This is a genomic window from Clostridium sp. CTA-6, assembly GCF_054768115.1.
In genome coordinates, this window is the sequence record NZ_BAAAAU010000004.1 from 224,658 (window position 1) to 240,657 (window position 16,000).

Below are 16,000 nucleotides of genomic sequence, written 5' to 3' on the forward strand. Positions count from 1 at the left end.
TTCAAATACACTTTATTTATTAATGTAATAGGTTATTCCCTGTAAAAATTTTTTAACATTGACAGATCCTTTTTCAGAATTTTTTCCTCTTATATAATCCATTTCCTTCTTTACTTCTTCAAAACTAAAAATAGAATTTGAAAATTCTACAAAGATGTCATTCATGTAATCTTCTATTCCTAAATTAGCAATATTATTTAAAGCTACAAAGGCTGTTCTTCTTATTCTTTGTTCTATTGATTTGGGTTTATCGGATATTTCTTTAAATAATTCTTTAAGAGTATATGTATCTTTAGAATTATTTTGAATTATAAATTCTATACTTTTTATTATATCTTCGCATCCTGATTCACCTAATATGCCTAATTTATTCATTATACTTTTAATCTTAGATGTAAAGTTATCCTCATCCTCTTTTTTTAATATAGAGTCTATATTACCTAATTTTTTTTTCATAATACCACTATTAATCACCTTTTTTAAAACAGATTTAACTTCAACTGCATTTATGGGTTTGCTTATATAAAACTCAATTCCATTTTCGTAGGCTTTAGCTATCATATCTTTAGAGGATACTTGGGATAGCATTATATATTGAATATGAGGGTATTTAGATTTATATTCTCTAACTAAAGTTAAACCATCCTTTCCAGGCATCAAAAGATCTACAATAACAATATTTGGTTTTTCTTTTTCTATTAAAAATCCTCCATCCTCTCCATTTAGGGGAGTATCTTTTATTACTTCCCCCAGGCATTCATGATTTATTATTTTATTAAGAATTTTATGAACATTTATGTCATCATCTATTATTAATACTCTCAAATTCTTTCCCCCTCTAAAACATCTTTGGGTATAAAAATCATAAATTTAGTACCTTTTCCTTTTATAGATGTTAGCTTCACGATTCCATTTAGCTTAGTTTCAACTATATCTTTTACTATACTTAATCCAAGTCCACGATTCACATCTCCTGTATTAAAATCAATTTTAGTAGAGAAGCCTGGATTAAATACATATTTTTTATCTTCTTTATCTATTCCTTGGCCATTATCTATAATTTCAAAACAATGTCCACTTATATTATCAATGCTGGTATAAGTATGATTTAAACATACTAGTCCATTATTTATGTTCTCCAAAGAATCAATGCTATTCATAATTATATTTCTAAATATAGATATTAAATAATAATGATATATTGTATTAAAATTTTCTCCCTTTCGAATCTTAAAGATTACCTTTGTATTTTTAATTTCTATATTTATCATATGTCTTAATATATCTAGTATTTCATAATAATTCATACTATCTTTAAGTTCCTTTGTGTTTGTTAATTCATTAACACCTCTAACTATCAAATTAAACTCTTTTTTTATTTCATGAATGTCTTTTGTAATTTCCATAGTTTTAGTTTTTAAAACCTCATCTAAATCTTTTTGGCTTACATCCATATACAACTTATAGGATTTTCCCATGACTTTTTCTATGTTATCCATAGATTTTTCCATAAGATAAACTTCACTTTTTAAAGTAGAATTTGATGCTAATAGCTTTATATATCTTTCTGTATGCTCTTTCTTTAGGAGGGTAGTATTATATCTAATCATTAAATTTATCATAACCCATATTAATGTTGATCTTAAGAATGCAACAAACAGTAATCCTATTATTATATTAAGACTAAAGTTTTCTAAATAAATAGTATGTCTAATAGACATTTCAGTAAAATTAGCAAAAAAATCACAGATAATGAGTTTAAATAAAAGGGAATTTAAATTTTTATTTTTAATATTAATAAAGTAGATAGTTATATAAACTAAGTAAAATATGAACTCTGGGAAATGATTACTTATACCTAATTTAAGAGCAGAGTTTATTTCACTATTTTCTAAGAAATAAGCAAAGATTCTTATTATATATACAAGAAAAGAAGAAGTGATGGCCACCATTATTTTATCATCCATTTCAATCATATATAGTAGGATTATTAGAACTATAATACCAAAGGATATATTGAAATGATTAACAAATAATTTTATATATATTTGAGATGAAAACATAACTAAAAAGCCTATAAATATAAGTTGATTTAAATTGCTTTTTGTTTTCATTATTTTCATCTCCTTATAAAGCTTCTTTAATAGTAGTATTCAATAATTTTTTTAAATAACCTTTGAAAAGTCTATTAGAATAGCTGATAGTGTCTATTAATAAAACTTATTTTATATATTAAAAGAATAAAAACTGTTTCAATTATACTGAAACAGTTTTTATCTCTTTATTTATATAAGTAGTCTCTTGTCATAGGAATTTCATTATTTAATCCTTTTGTTAATAAAAATTGATGTAAATCTATTACTCCATAATGGAAGGAAGCAGCGCAGGCATTTAGATATAATCTCCACATTCTAATAAACTTATCATCGAAGCCTAGTTTACTAACTTCATCTAAAGAATTTTCAAAGTTTTTAGCCCAACATTCTAAGGTTTTACAGTAATGTAGGCGTAAACTTTCTAAATCTATTAAATGTAAGTCATTTTCTGCCATGTTATAAACTAGTTCTCTTGTAGAGGGGATATATCCACCGGGGAATATGTATTTTTTAATCCATTGATTGCCTTCACATTCTTTCTGAGCTGTTATACAGTGAAGTAGACATACCCCGTTTTCTTCTAATAAATCACTTATAGTATTTATATAAAGAGGAATATTTTTTCGGCCTACATGTTCTATCATACCGACACTTGCAATTCTATGAAACTTTTCTCCTGTTTTTAATAGTTCTCTGTAATCCAATAATCTAACTTCTACTTTATCTTCAAGGTGATTTTCTTTTATTCGTTCATTAACTTTATCAAATTGTTCATTGCTTAAAGTTATTCCCAGTGCTTTAACACTATATTCTTTTGCTGCAGTTATTATAAGGTCTCCCCAGCCACAGCCTATATCTAACAATCTTTGTCCATCATGTAAATTTAATTTTTTTAAAATATAATCAACCTTATTTAGTTGAGCTTGGTATAGAGAATCATCCTTTGATTTAAAGTAGGAACAAGAATAGTTCATAGTTTTATCTAACCATAATTTATAAAAATCATTACCTAAATCATAATGGTGCTGTATATCATTTTTACTATTTTTTATAGAGTGTGGGGTAATTTTGTATAACTTTTCAAATAGACAAGCTTTATGTAGAAAACTATCCTTATTTCTATATACTGACTCGATAATTTCTTGAATATTACCTTCAAAATTTATAGTTTTATTCATATATGCTTCACCAAAAGTTAAGAAGGGGTCTTTTAAAATATCACTTTTAGATAAATGTTCATTTATTATTATTTTAAACTTTGTATCTCCCTCACCAAATTTTTCACCTGTTCCATCCCAGAATTTTACTTCAAAGGCATCTGAGAATATACTTTTTAAAAACTTTTTTAAAAATAACTTTTCCATTGCTATACCTCCTTAAGTACTTTTTAGAGTATAACCTTAATATCTAAATATATGCTTATAATAATATTTATTATTTGATTAAATATTTTAAACTTTTATACTTATATATGGATTAATTGTATTATATATAAATTATAACATAATTTATACAAATTTAAATGAGAATATTTATTATTTATATATTTATAGGGGAAAAAGTTTGGCTTAAAGTTGCTAAATATCATAGAAATAGAATGCTACAGCATTGGTGATAGTCATTATCAAATAATTTTTGGTTTGTATTTTATTTATATAAGTAGTCTCTTGTCATGGGAATTTCATTATCTAATCCTTTTGTTAATAAGAATTGATGTAAATCTATTACTCCATAATGGAAGGAAGCTGCACAGGAATTGAGGTATAATCTCCACATTCTAATAAATTTATCGTCAAAACCTAATTTTTTTACTTCATCTAAAGAAGCTTCAAAGTTTTTAGCCCAACATTCTAAGGTTTTACAGTAATGTAGGCGTAAGCTTTCCAAATCTATTAAATGTAAATCATTCTCTGCCATGCTATAAACTAATTCTCTTATAGAGGGGATATATCCACCAGGGAATATGTAGTTTTTAATCCATTGATTAGCTTCACTTTCTGTTTGGGCTGTGATGCAGTGAAGTAGGGATACTCCATTTTCTTCTAATAAATCACTTACAGCATTCATGTAAACAGGAATATTTTTTCTTCCCACATGTTCTAACATACCAACACTGACAACTCTATGAAATTTTTCACCTGTTTTTAATAGTTCTCTGTAGTCTAATAATCTAACTTCTACTTGATCTTCAAGATGATTTTCTTTTATTCGTTCATTTACCTTATTAAATTGTTCATTGCTTAAGGTTATGCCAAGTGCTTTAACATTATATTTTTTTGCTGCAGTTATTATAAGGTCTCCCCAGCCACAGCCTATATCTAATAATTTTTGTTCTGGATGTAAATTTAATTTTTTTAAGATATGATCAACTTTATTTAGCTGAGCTTGATATAAGGAATCTTCCTTTGATTTAAAGTAGGAACAAGAATAGTTCATAGTTTTATCTAACCATAATTTATAGAAATCATTACCTAGGTCATAGTGGTGCTTTATATCATTTTTACTGTTTTTTATAGAATGTGGGGTGATTTTGTACAATTTTTCAAATAGAAAAGCTTTATGCAGAAAGCTATCCTTATTTTTGTATACGGATTCTATAACTTCTTGAATATTACCTTCAAAGTCTATAATGTTATTCATATATGCTTCACCAAAAGTTAAGAAGGGATCTTTTAAAATATCACTTTTGGATAAATGTTCATTTATTATTATTTTAAACTTTATATCTCCTTCACCAAATTTTTCACCTGTTCCATCCCAGAATTGTACCTCAAAGGTATCTGAGAATATACTTTTTAAAAATTTTTTCAAAAATAATTTTTCCATTGTTATATCTCCTTAAATACTTTTTATATTGTAGTTTTAAGATTTAAATATATACTTATAGTAAATATTTAAAGTAAAATGGTCAATTAGGATTTTAGGTATGATGATTTAGAATTTTAAAGTAAATAGGAGAATAAAATAGAAAAATAAGTGGTCATACCACTGCAAAGATGAAAATAAGGCATAATAAAAATGCAAAATATTTAAAAATATCTTACATTTTTAAAGAGGTGTTATTATTTTTTGAAAACTATAAATTAACTTTAAATTTTTTTATATCATCTAATCCACGATAGATTTCTTTTCTTGGAAAATTATTTTTATCTAAATATTCATCACTTTTTTCTAGTAATGAATTATAAAATTTAATAGCCACTTCATATACTTCAGGGGAATTATTCTTTTCTAATTCATAAAAAATTAAATCTTCTGCTTTATTATAGTTTCCCTCATGAAATAATTTATTTAAAATTATTTTAAATATTTCTGTTGAGCTCATTTGATTAATATTAATCTTTTTACTGCTTTCTTCTTTTTTATTAAAAATTGTTTTTCCTAATGTTTTTCCAAACTCTTCGATAAGTTTTTCGATATTCATAATACTCCACCTTGATTTTTTTATTAATGCTTGTCAAGTATATATGTATTGTTCATTTAAATACTCTTTATTATTTAATACCTATATATGGTTTGATTGTATTATATTCGATTATAACATAATTTATATAAACTATAATAGATTATACACATATGAAATTGTAAAATTCTTTTATAAGTTAAATAATAAAGTACTGTTTATGGAATTTATTATTAGTTAATATAAAATAATTATATATCATATAAGTAATATGGATAAATATATTAAATTCATTTTTATGATATAATATGGATATTCTAGTAAATTAATTTATGGGAGTGAGTAATATGGAATTTGAAATACTTGATAAGTTAGATCCCATTTGTGAAATATTTGGATTGATTTATATGAGTCATAATTATGAAGAAGTTATTGATCTCTTAATAAACGAACTTAATAATAATGGAGTTAATGGAGAATTATTTCTAAAGAAAAATTTTAAGGTAATTGATAAATATATAAAAACTTTTGATAAATATAAGATTATTAATGAAAATGAAGTATTATTTTTCGATGAAGATGATGCCTCTATTTTTATGCTAATTGCTTTTGTTTTAATTAATAATAAAGAGTTAATGGATTCTTTAGATACTATAACAGATAATCAGTTTAAATCTATAATTTTAGATGCTTATAATGAGATATCTGAGGAAGAAAGGACTATAGATTCTATTAGTACATTAAATAATATAATAAAGTTTTTAAAAGAGCTAGATCTTAAAGAGAATACTAAATGGAAGTTAATGATTATTTTAAATGATCCTAAGAAGTATTATAAATCTCTAATTAAGATAATAAAGGATAACAAAAGTGCATATGATCAAGCTTGCAAAGCTGTTGAAAAACCATTATGTAAATTGATAGGCAATTATATTAAATATGTTAATTCCAATAAATGTGAAGTATTAAATAATATTATAAAAAATAATGATAGTAATATTATTATAATTCCTACTCTAGCCTTTAGTACTTCATTATTTGAGTTTAAGAATACATACTTTATGGGTTTATTATATGAAATTATAGATAAAGAATATATTTATTCCATGGGAAATAAAGGAGAGCTTGTTTTAAAATTAAAGGCCTTAAGCGATAAAAGTAAATTAGAAATAATATCACTTTTGAAAGCTGGACCTAAATATAGTTTGGAGATAGCTGAAGCTTTAAAGCTTACTCCAGCTACAGTTTCATATCATATGGGATCACTATTAGAATGTAGTATGGTTGTTGTAGAAAAGAAGCAGGGTAAGGTATATTATCATTTAAATAAAGTCGGATTAAAAAATTTTATAGATGAACTTAATAATACGTTATTATAAAAAATCTCTCAGTATAACTGGGAGATTTTTTTATTGAATGCAATTAGAAAAACATCTAAAATATTTGACAAATATCTAATTTGGTAATATTATAAAAACATGAATTATACATTCATCTAATTAATTAGATGAATGCATAATTAAATTGATTTAGATTAGGAGAGTTGTTATGAGAGAATGTATCAAAAGAAATAAACTACTATTACTATTAACTATTATATTCAGCATAATATCATCAGCAGCTATGGTAGGGTTATCATTATTTATTCAAACTACTATAGATTATGTTACTATTGGGAATATGGATGGCTTTAAAAGGATATTAATATATTCAGTAGGATATGGTATTCTCATAGGATTGCTATATTTCGTATATGATATTTTAAGTAAGATGTTTATTAGAAATTTATTAAAAATGCTAAGGAATAAAGTATTTTTCGGCATACTTAGAAGAAATTATAAGGATTTTAATTCAAAAAATACAGCTGATTATATCTCAGTATTAACAAATGATATGAAATTAATAGAAGAGAACTATGTTGTTCCATTACTTTTAATTCTTCAATATAGTGTTATGTTTGGGGTAACAGTTATTCTTTTATTATACTTAAGTCCATTGGTCACATTAGGAATCTTTATAAGTATGTTATTAATTTTTATAGTGCCAAGTATATTTGGAAAAACCTTAGAAAATAAGCAATTAGAACTTTCAAACAGATTATCATTTTTTACTTCTAAACTTAAGGATATATTTTTAGGATATGATGTTATTAGATCATACAATTTAAGAAAAAATATAACTAAAGAGTTTCAAGAGGAGAATAATAATTTAGCCAATGCAAAATTTACAGCGGATAAGATATTTGTAATAAATGAATCACTATCTCAAATATTAGGGCTTGGAACACAATTTGTAGCTATATTTTTATCAGCATATTTAGTTATAAAAGGTGATCTAACTATGGGAATGCTTATTGCTATTGTTCAGCTTTCCGCTACTTTTGTACAACCTGTAATAATGATAATGAGTAATGTTCCGAAACTTAATAGTGTTAAACCTATAATTAAGAGAATTGATGATTTTTCTAATTATGAAGATACTGATTTTGTGGGTAAGGATAAACCTTATTTTAATAATAACTTAGAGATATCAAATTTATATTTTAATTATGGCGCTGGAAGACCCGCTGTTGATAATATAAGTCTAAAAATAGATAGAAATAAAAAATATGCAGTAGTAGGAGGAAGTGGATGTGGTAAATCTACCTTAATAAAGTTAATGCTTGGGTATTATTCTGATTTTAGTGGAGATATAAAATTTGATGGAAACAGCATTAAGAATTTAGATATAGAACAGTTAAACAAAATGATTTCCATTATACATCAAAATGTATATATGTTTGATAAAACTATAAAAGATAATATATGCCTATATAAGGAATTCTCGAAAGAACAGATAAATAATGTTTTAAATTTAAGTGGTGCAAATAAATTTATAGAGGAAACAACTAATGGGTTAAATTATTTAGTTGGAGAAAATGGTAATAATCTTTCAGGGGGACAAAGGCAAAGAATTGCAATAGCTAGAGCGCTAATTCAACAAACACCAATACTTGTATTAGATGAAGGTACTTCTGCTATAGATATGCAAACAGCTTATGATATAGAAAGTAAACTGTTAAGTATAGAAAATCTAACTCTAATTACCATTACTCATAAAATGAGTGAAGAATTATTAAGTTTATATGATGAGATAATATATATGGAAAATGGACACATAGTTGAAAAAGGAAATTTGAAAGAGCTTTTAGATAAGAAAGATAAGTTCTTTAAATTTTATACAGTATAAAGAAGTAATTGTTTTAAAGGTGGAAGATTTAAAAGAATAATGAAAAGGAGCATATAAATGAAGAAAAATGGTTTAATCTAAAATATTTTATATAACAAATTTGGAAAGTCATAAGACTTTCCAATTGTTTTGTTTTAAAGCACGTATTGTTTCTGTATTAACAGTGAAGATGTAAACAATAAAATATCTTTCTGGATGATTTTTTAGAAGGGTAGTATTATATATAAAATTAAAGTATTATTTAAACTCATTAATAAAGTTTTGTAATTTTTCAATATACTTACCAACATGGATACCATCTAATAGCATGTGGTTTACTTGTACAGAGTATGGTAACAAAACTTTATTATCTTGTTTAAAATACTTTCCAAAGGAGATTCTAGGTATAGAATCTTCTTTATTCATTACAATTTCATTTGAAATACTAGTAAAGGATATCCAAGGTATACAAGAAAAGTATATTAGTTTATCTTGATTCTCAGCTACTTTTGGAAAATATTCTTTTTGATTTATTGAAGCTTCCTTTGCAGAATTTGAAAATTCTATAATATTATCTTTAAGAGGTAAGGTAACAATTTTAAATAAATTTTTATTAGATTCTATATCTGTAAATGATGGTTGTAAAGAGTCATGCAGAATGATTTTTCCATCTCTCATTTTATAACGAAAATCTTCTATTTCATTCATCACATGTGTAGAAGCGTAGATCATACTATAATAGAATGATATTTTATTGCTTTTTACAAATCTCAAAAAATTTGTTACATCAATATTCATGCATATATTAAATTGTGGATTATCAACATTTTTAAAAAATTTATAATGCTCTATTCTTTCAAAATCATTAAAATCAATATACTTCATAATTCCTCCTAAATATAAATTTATTATTTTAGTTTAATACTATTTGATAAAAAATAGTTATTTTTATTTGACAAGTAATAAAAATAACGATATATTAAATAATAACATAAAAACGACAGCAGTGTATAGTTAAACATATAATTAAGAAATTTAAATAAGGAGAAGAGTAGATGTCACCAAAAGTAAGTGAAAATTATAAATATGAAAAAAGAAAAGAATTATTAAATTCTGCTAGAAATGTTTTTGTGAAAAATGGATATTTAAGAACGAGTATGCAAGATATTATGGATGAGGCTAAAATTTCTAGAGGGGCTTTATATTCATACTTTAAAAATAGAGATGATGTATTTTTAGAAGTTCTTAAATTAGATGATTGTGAAGATATAAAGTCATTAGATTTTAGCGATAATGAAAACATATGGAATCAACTAATGATATGGATCGAAGGTATGCTAGATAATATATGTAAAATAGATAGAACTCTAACTCTTGCTAAAACAGAATTTTTTATATCATTAAATTATAAAAATCATAAAGATAAATTTACCTATATAAAAGATAGACACAATAGGCTAGAAAAGAAAATTGAAAATATAATTGAAGCTGGAATAGAAAGGAAAGAATTTTATCCACAAATGTGTATTAATTCAATTGCCATATATTTCATATCATTTTTTGATGGATTAATGTTAAATAGATTTAATTTAGATATGGATAGAAATAAGTTAGAAAAACAAGTTAATATATTTAAATATTCTCTAGAAAAAATACTTGGGATAAAAAAAACAGAAGTTCTATCATAAAAATTTACATTCTGTTAAGTAATTATAAAAAATTATTTATAACAATGGCAAAATTATAAATTTAATCCTTATAAAGGGGGAATTTAAAATGAATTTTAGAGAAGCTAATGCAAATGATGTAAATGAATTGGTTTTATTATTTAAAAATTTGCAGGATATGCATAGTGAAAATGTAACTAATGTATTTAATCAAAATATAGATGAATATATATTAATGGATTATGTAAGTAAGGTTATATCAAGTGAAAATTATAATTTTTATATTGCGGAAGATGAAAAAAAGATAATAGGTGCATTAGAGGTAATAACTATTATAGAAAAAGATAATCCAGTATTTAAGAGTAGAGAATATGCATTAATAGATAAGCTTATAGTAGATAATTATTATAGGGGATATGGCATTGGAAGTAGGTTAATTGAATACGCTGAAAAGGATTTGAAATCTAGAGGAATTAAAGAGATAGAGATTTATGTTTGGGAATTTAATAAAGGTGCTTTAAATTTATATGAGAAAAAAGGCTATAAAACCATATGTAGAAGAATGGCTAAATCTATATAGTTTTAATGAAATAGGACTTACTGCTATAAAGTAAGTCCTTGGTTTATCTATTAATAAAATTATGTATTAACCTAACTTATCACCTTTTTTAACAGGCTGTTGTGGTTGAATTAATACCACTCCTTGTGTAGAATAAATGCCTAATACTAGTACCTCTGACATAAAATCGGCAATTTGTCTTGGAGGAAAATTTACCACTCCTAAAACTTGTTTACCTACAAGCTCTTCTTCTTTATAACATTCAGTAATCTGGGCACTGGATTTTTTTATACCAATTTCGTTACCGAAATCTACCAATAGCTTATAAGCAGGCTTTTTTGCTTTTTCAAAAAATTCTACTTTGATAATTTCTCCAACTCGTATGTCTAATTTCATAAAATCCTCAAAATTAACCATAAAAACACCTTCCTTTATTCTATTATAGCTTTTTGGATAGATAAGTCTTTTCTAAAATCTAGATAGTTTTTAGCTTATTTTTTGATTTTTTTCTAAATTCAGTAGGTGATGTTTTTTCTAAATGCTTAAATACTCTAGTAAATGATGAATTATGGTCATAACCCACTATTTGGGAAATTTGTAGAATTGTTAAGTCTGTATTCAAGAGAAATTCTTTTGCTTTTTTCACTCTAAGATTTTGTATATACTCAACAGGGGAGATCTTCATTTTATTTTTGAACCATTCACTATAATAACTAATATTGTAATGCTCAATAGCTGCTAATTTTTTTAAATCTATATCTTCTGTAAAATGTTCATTAATATATTTTATAGAATCAGGTATGCTTTCATCCGTAATAAAATGATAACAGTATAGGAATAAGTCATTGATGGAACTAGAACTTTTTTTATTGGCAGCTTCATTTAACAATAAATATCTTATAGCTTTCCATTTATCATCAAACAAAAATTCCTTTCCACCTACCATTTTTTCCATATCGTATTTATTAAGTATATTAGTAGGTATATCTAAAACCAAAAATTCATTACTCTTATTAGCTCCAAAGGTATGTTTACAATCTGGAGGAAGAAAAAACAAGTGCTCATCTTCTAATGGTAGTTTTTTATAATTAGTTTCTATATAAAGCACTCCATGAATGGGTAAAATTAATTGAGCATATGAATGAGAATGTGTATTAAATTTATAATCATATATTCTACGTTCACATTTTATACTATTCAAAAGTATTCACCTTTTTCTTTTTACATAATGTAATTGTAAATTGATGTAATAAAATTATTATAACATAAGTTTATTATTTTCTACTCATATAGCCTGTCATATACTCGTAACAGAACTGGATTCCAACTGGTTTAGATTTGTTAGTTGTAAGTTACAAGTGGATACTTATAAAATATTTTAAATCAGCTTATTCCTTTTATCTGATGACTACACGCTCTAATACTCCTATCTTCTTAAAGTTAAGAGTAAAGAGCGGCTACGTACCTGGATAATGATTTCTAACTTTTAGGAGGAGTAAAACTCCCTTTAAATCTAAGAACTCTATTTATGATAAAATAAGGATATTAAGAATGGAAGAATGTTCAATATGCTGAAAATTAAGGACTTATATAAAAAACATAAAAATAATGTAATAAAGGATATTAATATAGATAAAGGCAGTTCTATAAGTATAGAGTGTAACAATGACATAAGCGATTTACTAATAGATTTAATTTTGGGAAGAGATATACCAGCTAAGGCCGAAATATATAGAGAAGATATAAAAAATTTAGATTATGTTAGGAGTAATATTGCTAGTATTGGTATTGTGCAAAGGAAAGATGCTTTTTATGATAGAATGACCATAGGTGAATATATGAAGTTTTTTGCAGAGCTTTTATGTATAAAGTTGGATTATAAAGAAGTAATGTTAAAACTTGCATTGTTAGACCTTGGGAATAAAAAGATAAAGAATTTAAGTTACTCCCAAAAAAGAAGATTAAGCTTTGGGCGTGAAATATTAAAGCAGCCCAAATTTCTAATATTTCATGAGCCAATTCTTAATATGGATAGAGATGGTGCTAAAGTGATAATGGAAAATATAGAGGAGCTAAAGGCTAAGGACACTGCTATTTTGATTACATCTGTGGTATTTAAGGATACACTTATGCTTAGTGAAAAGGCCTATAGATTAAATGATGAAGGGTTAATAGAGTTAGATAATGGCTTAGAGGAAGCTAAGAATGAGAGAGAAGAGGTTTTGGATAAAAAGCCAGTATACAAAATAGAAAAAAATTCCTGCCAAATTAGATGAAAGAATTTTATTATTCGATCCTATAGAGATTGATTACATAGAAAGCCAACAAGGAGTTAGTAATTTAAATATTAGAGGGGACAAGTTTCCTTGTAGTGTTTCTCTTACTGATTTAGAGGAAAGATTAAGATATTTTGGATTTTTTAGATGTCATAGATCCTATTTAGTAAATTTGCAGAGAGTGAAGGAAGTAATTACTTGGACAAGAAATAGTTATACTTTAAGTTTAGATGATTAAGAAATGGAATGTATAAATTTGTTAATTTTTAAGAGAAAACATAATAATAAAGATATGTCTTATTAGATTTTCTTTTGTAGAAGTTTTATTATAGAGCTTGAGGCTAACAAGTATAAAGATTTAATTTTATTTATGTTGTATTTAAAAGTTTCTTTTAGAACTTGAAATTAACAAATATAAATATGCAATCCTAGGGATAACTTCATTGTTACTAGGATTGCATATAAGTTAATATTTATTTTTTATCTATATCTAAAATTGTTTGGAGCAGCACATTAGCTCCTTTTAAACAATTATCAAGAGAGGTTTTTTCTATTTCACAATGGCTGTGCCCCCCAATGCTTGGAACAAAAATCATAGTTGTAGGTAACATGTCCGCTGCGAATTGGGCATCATGACCGGGACCGCTATACATTCTCATATTAGAGTAACCGTAAAGATTAGCATTTTTCTCTACGAAATTAATCAATTCATTATTGAATCTAACAGTTTTACGAGACCATAATTTTTTATAGCTGACTTTACAATTTGCTAATTCTTTCGGTATATTCTCGATGATTTCAACAACTTTTTTTATTACTTTTGCTTCTTGATGTCTTGCATCTAGTGTGAACTTAACATTATACGGTATAATTGTATGTATATTAGGAAAACAGTTTATTCTACCTGTGGTATACACTAATTTATCATCAAGTTTATCAAGTTCTCTATGCAAATATTGAATAGCCTCAGAAGCTGCTAGAAGAGCATCTTTTCTCATTTTTTGTGGAACTGTTCCAGCATGACCAGCTTGACCAATAAATTCAAATTCATAGTTTACCATTCCTACAACGCCTTCTACTACACCTATATCTACTTTTGAAGATTCTAGAACTGGACCTTGTTCAATATGAAGTTCGATAAGAGCCATATAATCTTTAGGATTTATTCTGTTTTTTTCTTCACCTTTATATGCGCTTGCATCTAGTGCCTCACCAAAGGATATACCATTTATATCTTTTGAATGTAACATTTTTGTTTTATCAAATTTACCTGTAATAACACCAGAGCACATCATAGCAGGGTCAAAACGAGCGCCTTCTTCGTTAGTCCAAATCATAACCGTAATTGGATGACGATGTGGAATTTTTTCTGTAACTATAGTTTCAACTACTTCCATCGCTGTAAGTACTCCTAAAATGCCATCATAATTTCCACCTTGAACTACTGAATCACAATGTGATCCCATTGAAATATAGGGAAGGTTTTCTTCAGATCCTTTAAAAGTAGCATACATATTTCCCATATCATCTGTTGTTATAGTTGCCCCTAGTTTATTCATTCTTTTTGAAAATTCTGCTCTTGCTTCAAGGGCGGGTTTAGATAAAGATAATCTTGTTATTCCACCATTTCCTGTAGTACCGAAGTTGCTGAAAGTAATAATTTTATCTTCTAATCTTTTTGTATCACAAGTTAACATATAATACACCCCATCTTTTATTTTTAGTGAGAGAATGTATTCTAAGCACCAAACTCTCACTATACATTTATTCTTATATATAGTGTACAACGTACTAAAACACTTGTCATGTTTATAATTATCTAATAATTACCAATTGTAATGTTTTCATCTTCTTAAAATTAGGGTAAAGAATAGCTATGTCTCTCGTATAATGTACTTAATAAATTTTTCATTTCTTGAATTTTATATAATTAGAGTTGCAGAGGGACTCTCTAGTCCAAAGGCTTTATTAAAAATTTATTATTTCTTATTAATATAGTTTACCTTATATCAATTACAGTGAACCGTATTATAAATAGTTTGAATTTTTTTATTGTAAATTATAATTGGATTTATTATTGGCCTATTATTTTCTTTAATATTATTGTTATTTATTTCTAAGCTAGTTAAAAGGATAATATAAGAGGAAGTAGAATTGTAGTTAATATAAAAATAATTTAATGTGGAGGAGAAATTATGAATATTAGGTTTAATACAATTACTGTAAAAGACTTAGATGAATCATTAAAGTTTTATAAAGAAATTTTAGGATTTATAGAGATAAAAAGATTCAATCCTATGGAAGGGGTGACTATAGCTTTTTTGAAAGATGAAGATTCAGGACTAATTGAATTGATTGAGTATCAAAACACTTCCAAGGATGATGATATTAGAGAATCAATTGTATCAATCGGTATAGGAGTTGTAGATTTAGAAAGAACTTTAAATGAACTAAAGGACAAAGGAGTAGAGCTCATACGTGGTCCAATAGAAGTTCCAAGTGGCGAAAAGTTTGCATTCATAAAAGATCCTAATGGTGTTGAGATAGAATTAATCCAAGGATTCGATATACTTATGTCATAGGAAAATTTAAGTTTTTAAAGCTATAATCTATTTATAAGTCAAGTAGAGAGACATTCTTTTGGGAATGACTGTTAGTTTACTTATAAAAAACTCAGTTAAAGAGAAACTGTGCATGGTGTCATAAATAAATGGATTTTACTAATATTAGATGAATAATAAAGATTAAAAAGATTGGTATAACTATATATAATAAAATTGACAATTAGACTG

The 16,000-nt window shown here is 25.7% G+C and carries 16 protein-coding genes; 7 read left to right on the forward strand and 9 right to left on the reverse strand.

All coding sequences use genetic code 11. The features are described 5' to 3' along the window. Positions 1-12: 12 nt before the first annotated feature. From ACYUDJ_RS08175 to ACYUDJ_RS08195, 5 genes are all read right to left on the reverse strand, one after another. Positions 13-825, reverse strand: coding sequence for a response regulator (locus tag ACYUDJ_RS08175; RefSeq protein ID WP_003488628.1), 813 nt, complete (start codon positions 823-825; stop codon positions 13-15). Beyond that, positions 822-2,114 (reverse strand): ATP-binding protein, encoded by a 1,293-nt coding sequence (locus ACYUDJ_RS08180; RefSeq protein ID WP_043031407.1) that lies wholly within the window; start codon positions 2,112-2,114, stop codon positions 822-824. The genes ACYUDJ_RS08175 and ACYUDJ_RS08180 overlap by 4 nt, the downstream gene beginning before the upstream one ends. A gap of 167 nt (positions 2,115-2,281) precedes the next feature. Further along, a complete protein-coding gene (locus ACYUDJ_RS08185; RefSeq protein WP_043031409.1) occupies positions 2,282-3,460 on the reverse strand; it encodes an SAM-dependent methyltransferase in 1,179 nt (392 codons plus the stop codon). A gap of 283 nt (positions 3,461-3,743) precedes the next feature. Beyond that, complete coding sequence (locus ACYUDJ_RS08190; RefSeq protein ID WP_043031412.1) at positions 3,744-4,922, reverse strand: SAM-dependent methyltransferase; 1,179 nt, start codon at positions 4,920-4,922, stop codon at positions 3,744-3,746. A 250-nt stretch (positions 4,923-5,172) separates the two neighbouring features. Continuing rightward, a complete protein-coding gene (locus tag ACYUDJ_RS08195) occupies positions 5,173-5,520 on the reverse strand; it encodes a DUF6483 family protein (RefSeq protein ID WP_043031414.1) in 348 nt (115 codons plus the stop codon). Between the two features lie 326 nt (positions 5,521-5,846). Between ACYUDJ_RS08195 and ACYUDJ_RS08200 the strand changes: the two genes are divergently transcribed. Further along, entirely contained in the window at positions 5,847-6,878 is a 1,032-nt protein-coding gene (locus tag ACYUDJ_RS08200; RefSeq protein ID WP_043031416.1) for an ArsR/SmtB family transcription factor, read from the forward strand. 169 nt (positions 6,879-7,047) lie between these two features. Then, positions 7,048-8,727 (forward strand): ABC transporter ATP-binding protein, encoded by a 1,680-nt coding sequence (locus ACYUDJ_RS08205; RefSeq protein WP_043031418.1) that lies wholly within the window; start codon positions 7,048-7,050, stop codon positions 8,725-8,727. 237 nt (positions 8,728-8,964) lie between these two features. On the opposite strand, the gene ACYUDJ_RS08210 is transcribed toward ACYUDJ_RS08205, so the two are convergent. Then, entirely contained in the window at positions 8,965-9,591 is a 627-nt protein-coding gene (locus tag ACYUDJ_RS08210) for a chloramphenicol acetyltransferase (RefSeq protein WP_043031419.1), read from the reverse strand. 170 nt (positions 9,592-9,761) lie between these two features. Here ACYUDJ_RS08210 and ACYUDJ_RS08215 point away from each other — a divergent pair, with 170 nt between their 5' ends. Both ACYUDJ_RS08215 and ACYUDJ_RS08220 read left to right on the forward strand, forming a co-directional pair. Beyond that, complete coding sequence (locus ACYUDJ_RS08215; RefSeq protein WP_003488642.1) at positions 9,762-10,394, forward strand: TetR family transcriptional regulator; 633 nt, start codon at positions 9,762-9,764, stop codon at positions 10,392-10,394. 88 nt (positions 10,395-10,482) lie between these two features. Next, positions 10,483-10,953 (forward strand): GNAT family N-acetyltransferase, encoded by a 471-nt coding sequence (locus ACYUDJ_RS08220; RefSeq protein WP_043031421.1) that lies wholly within the window; start codon positions 10,483-10,485, stop codon positions 10,951-10,953. A 66-nt stretch (positions 10,954-11,019) separates the two neighbouring features. Here ACYUDJ_RS08220 and ACYUDJ_RS08225 read toward each other — a convergent pair whose 3' ends face one another. Both ACYUDJ_RS08225 and ACYUDJ_RS08230 read right to left on the reverse strand, forming a co-directional pair. Continuing rightward, complete coding sequence (locus ACYUDJ_RS08225; RefSeq protein WP_003488647.1) at positions 11,020-11,349, reverse strand: tRNA-binding protein; 330 nt, start codon at positions 11,347-11,349, stop codon at positions 11,020-11,022. Between the two features lie 58 nt (positions 11,350-11,407). Continuing rightward, positions 11,408-12,133 carry an AraC family transcriptional regulator gene (locus ACYUDJ_RS08230; protein ID WP_043031423.1) on the reverse strand — a complete coding sequence of 242 codons (726 nt, stop codon included), beginning with the start codon at positions 12,131-12,133 and terminating at the stop codon, positions 11,408-11,410. Positions 12,134-12,500: 367 nt separating this feature from the next. Here ACYUDJ_RS08230 and ACYUDJ_RS08235 point away from each other — a divergent pair, with 367 nt between their 5' ends. Together ACYUDJ_RS08235 and ACYUDJ_RS08240 are read left to right on the forward strand one after the other, a co-directional pair. Further along, on the forward strand, positions 12,501-13,208 hold the full coding sequence (locus ACYUDJ_RS08235; RefSeq protein ID WP_242867275.1) for an ATP-binding cassette domain-containing protein: 708 nt from the start codon (positions 12,501-12,503) through the stop codon (positions 13,206-13,208). A 37-nt stretch (positions 13,209-13,245) separates the two neighbouring features. Then, on the forward strand, positions 13,246-13,446 hold the full coding sequence (locus ACYUDJ_RS08240; protein ID WP_242651522.1) for a LytTR family DNA-binding domain-containing protein: 201 nt from the start codon (positions 13,246-13,248) through the stop codon (positions 13,444-13,446). Positions 13,447-13,681: 235 nt separating this feature from the next. Here ACYUDJ_RS08240 and ACYUDJ_RS08245 read toward each other — a convergent pair whose 3' ends face one another. Continuing rightward, positions 13,682-14,905: a Zn-dependent hydrolase gene (locus tag ACYUDJ_RS08245; protein WP_043031426.1), complete on the reverse strand. Its 1,224-nt coding sequence runs from the start codon at positions 14,903-14,905 to the stop codon at positions 13,682-13,684. A 498-nt stretch (positions 14,906-15,403) separates the two neighbouring features. Between ACYUDJ_RS08245 and ACYUDJ_RS08250 the strand changes: the two genes are divergently transcribed. Beyond that, positions 15,404-15,790 (forward strand): VOC family protein, encoded by a 387-nt coding sequence (locus tag ACYUDJ_RS08250; protein ID WP_003488654.1) that lies wholly within the window; start codon positions 15,404-15,406, stop codon positions 15,788-15,790. Positions 15,791-16,000 lie beyond the last annotated feature (210 nt).

Bases quoted from the DNA above. Each gene is read 5' to 3' on its own strand.
- ACYUDJ_RS08180 (WP_043031407.1), bottom strand. From the start codon at position 2,114: ATGAAAACAAAAAGCAATTTAAATCAACTTATATTTATAGGCTTTTTA.
- ACYUDJ_RS08185 (WP_043031409.1), bottom strand. From the start codon at position 3,460: ATGGAAAAGTTATTTTTAAAAAAGTTTTTAAAAAGTATATTCTCAGAT.
- ACYUDJ_RS08190 (WP_043031412.1), bottom strand. From the start codon at position 4,922: ATGGAAAAATTATTTTTGAAAAAATTTTTAAAAAGTATATTCTCAGAT.
- ACYUDJ_RS08195 (WP_043031414.1), bottom strand. From the start codon at position 5,520: ATGAATATCGAAAAACTTATCGAAGAGTTTGGAAAAACATTAGGAAAA.
- ACYUDJ_RS08200 (WP_043031416.1), top strand. From the start codon at position 5,847: ATGGAATTTGAAATACTTGATAAGTTAGATCCCATTTGTGAAATATTT.
- ACYUDJ_RS08205 (WP_043031418.1), top strand. From the start codon at position 7,048: ATGAGAGAATGTATCAAAAGAAATAAACTACTATTACTATTAACTATT.
- ACYUDJ_RS08210 (WP_043031419.1), bottom strand. From the start codon at position 9,591: ATGAAGTATATTGATTTTAATGATTTTGAAAGAATAGAGCATTATAAA.
- ACYUDJ_RS08215 (WP_003488642.1), top strand. From the start codon at position 9,762: ATGTCACCAAAAGTAAGTGAAAATTATAAATATGAAAAAAGAAAAGAA.
- ACYUDJ_RS08220 (WP_043031421.1), top strand. From the start codon at position 10,483: ATGAATTTTAGAGAAGCTAATGCAAATGATGTAAATGAATTGGTTTTA.
- ACYUDJ_RS08225 (WP_003488647.1), bottom strand. From the start codon at position 11,349: ATGGTTAATTTTGAGGATTTTATGAAATTAGACATACGAGTTGGAGAA.
- ACYUDJ_RS08235 (WP_242867275.1), top strand. From the start codon at position 12,501: ATGCTGAAAATTAAGGACTTATATAAAAAACATAAAAATAATGTAATA.
- ACYUDJ_RS08245 (WP_043031426.1), bottom strand. From the start codon at position 14,905: ATGTTAACTTGTGATACAAAAAGATTAGAAGATAAAATTATTACTTTC.
- ACYUDJ_RS08250 (WP_003488654.1), top strand. From the start codon at position 15,404: ATGAATATTAGGTTTAATACAATTACTGTAAAAGACTTAGATGAATCA.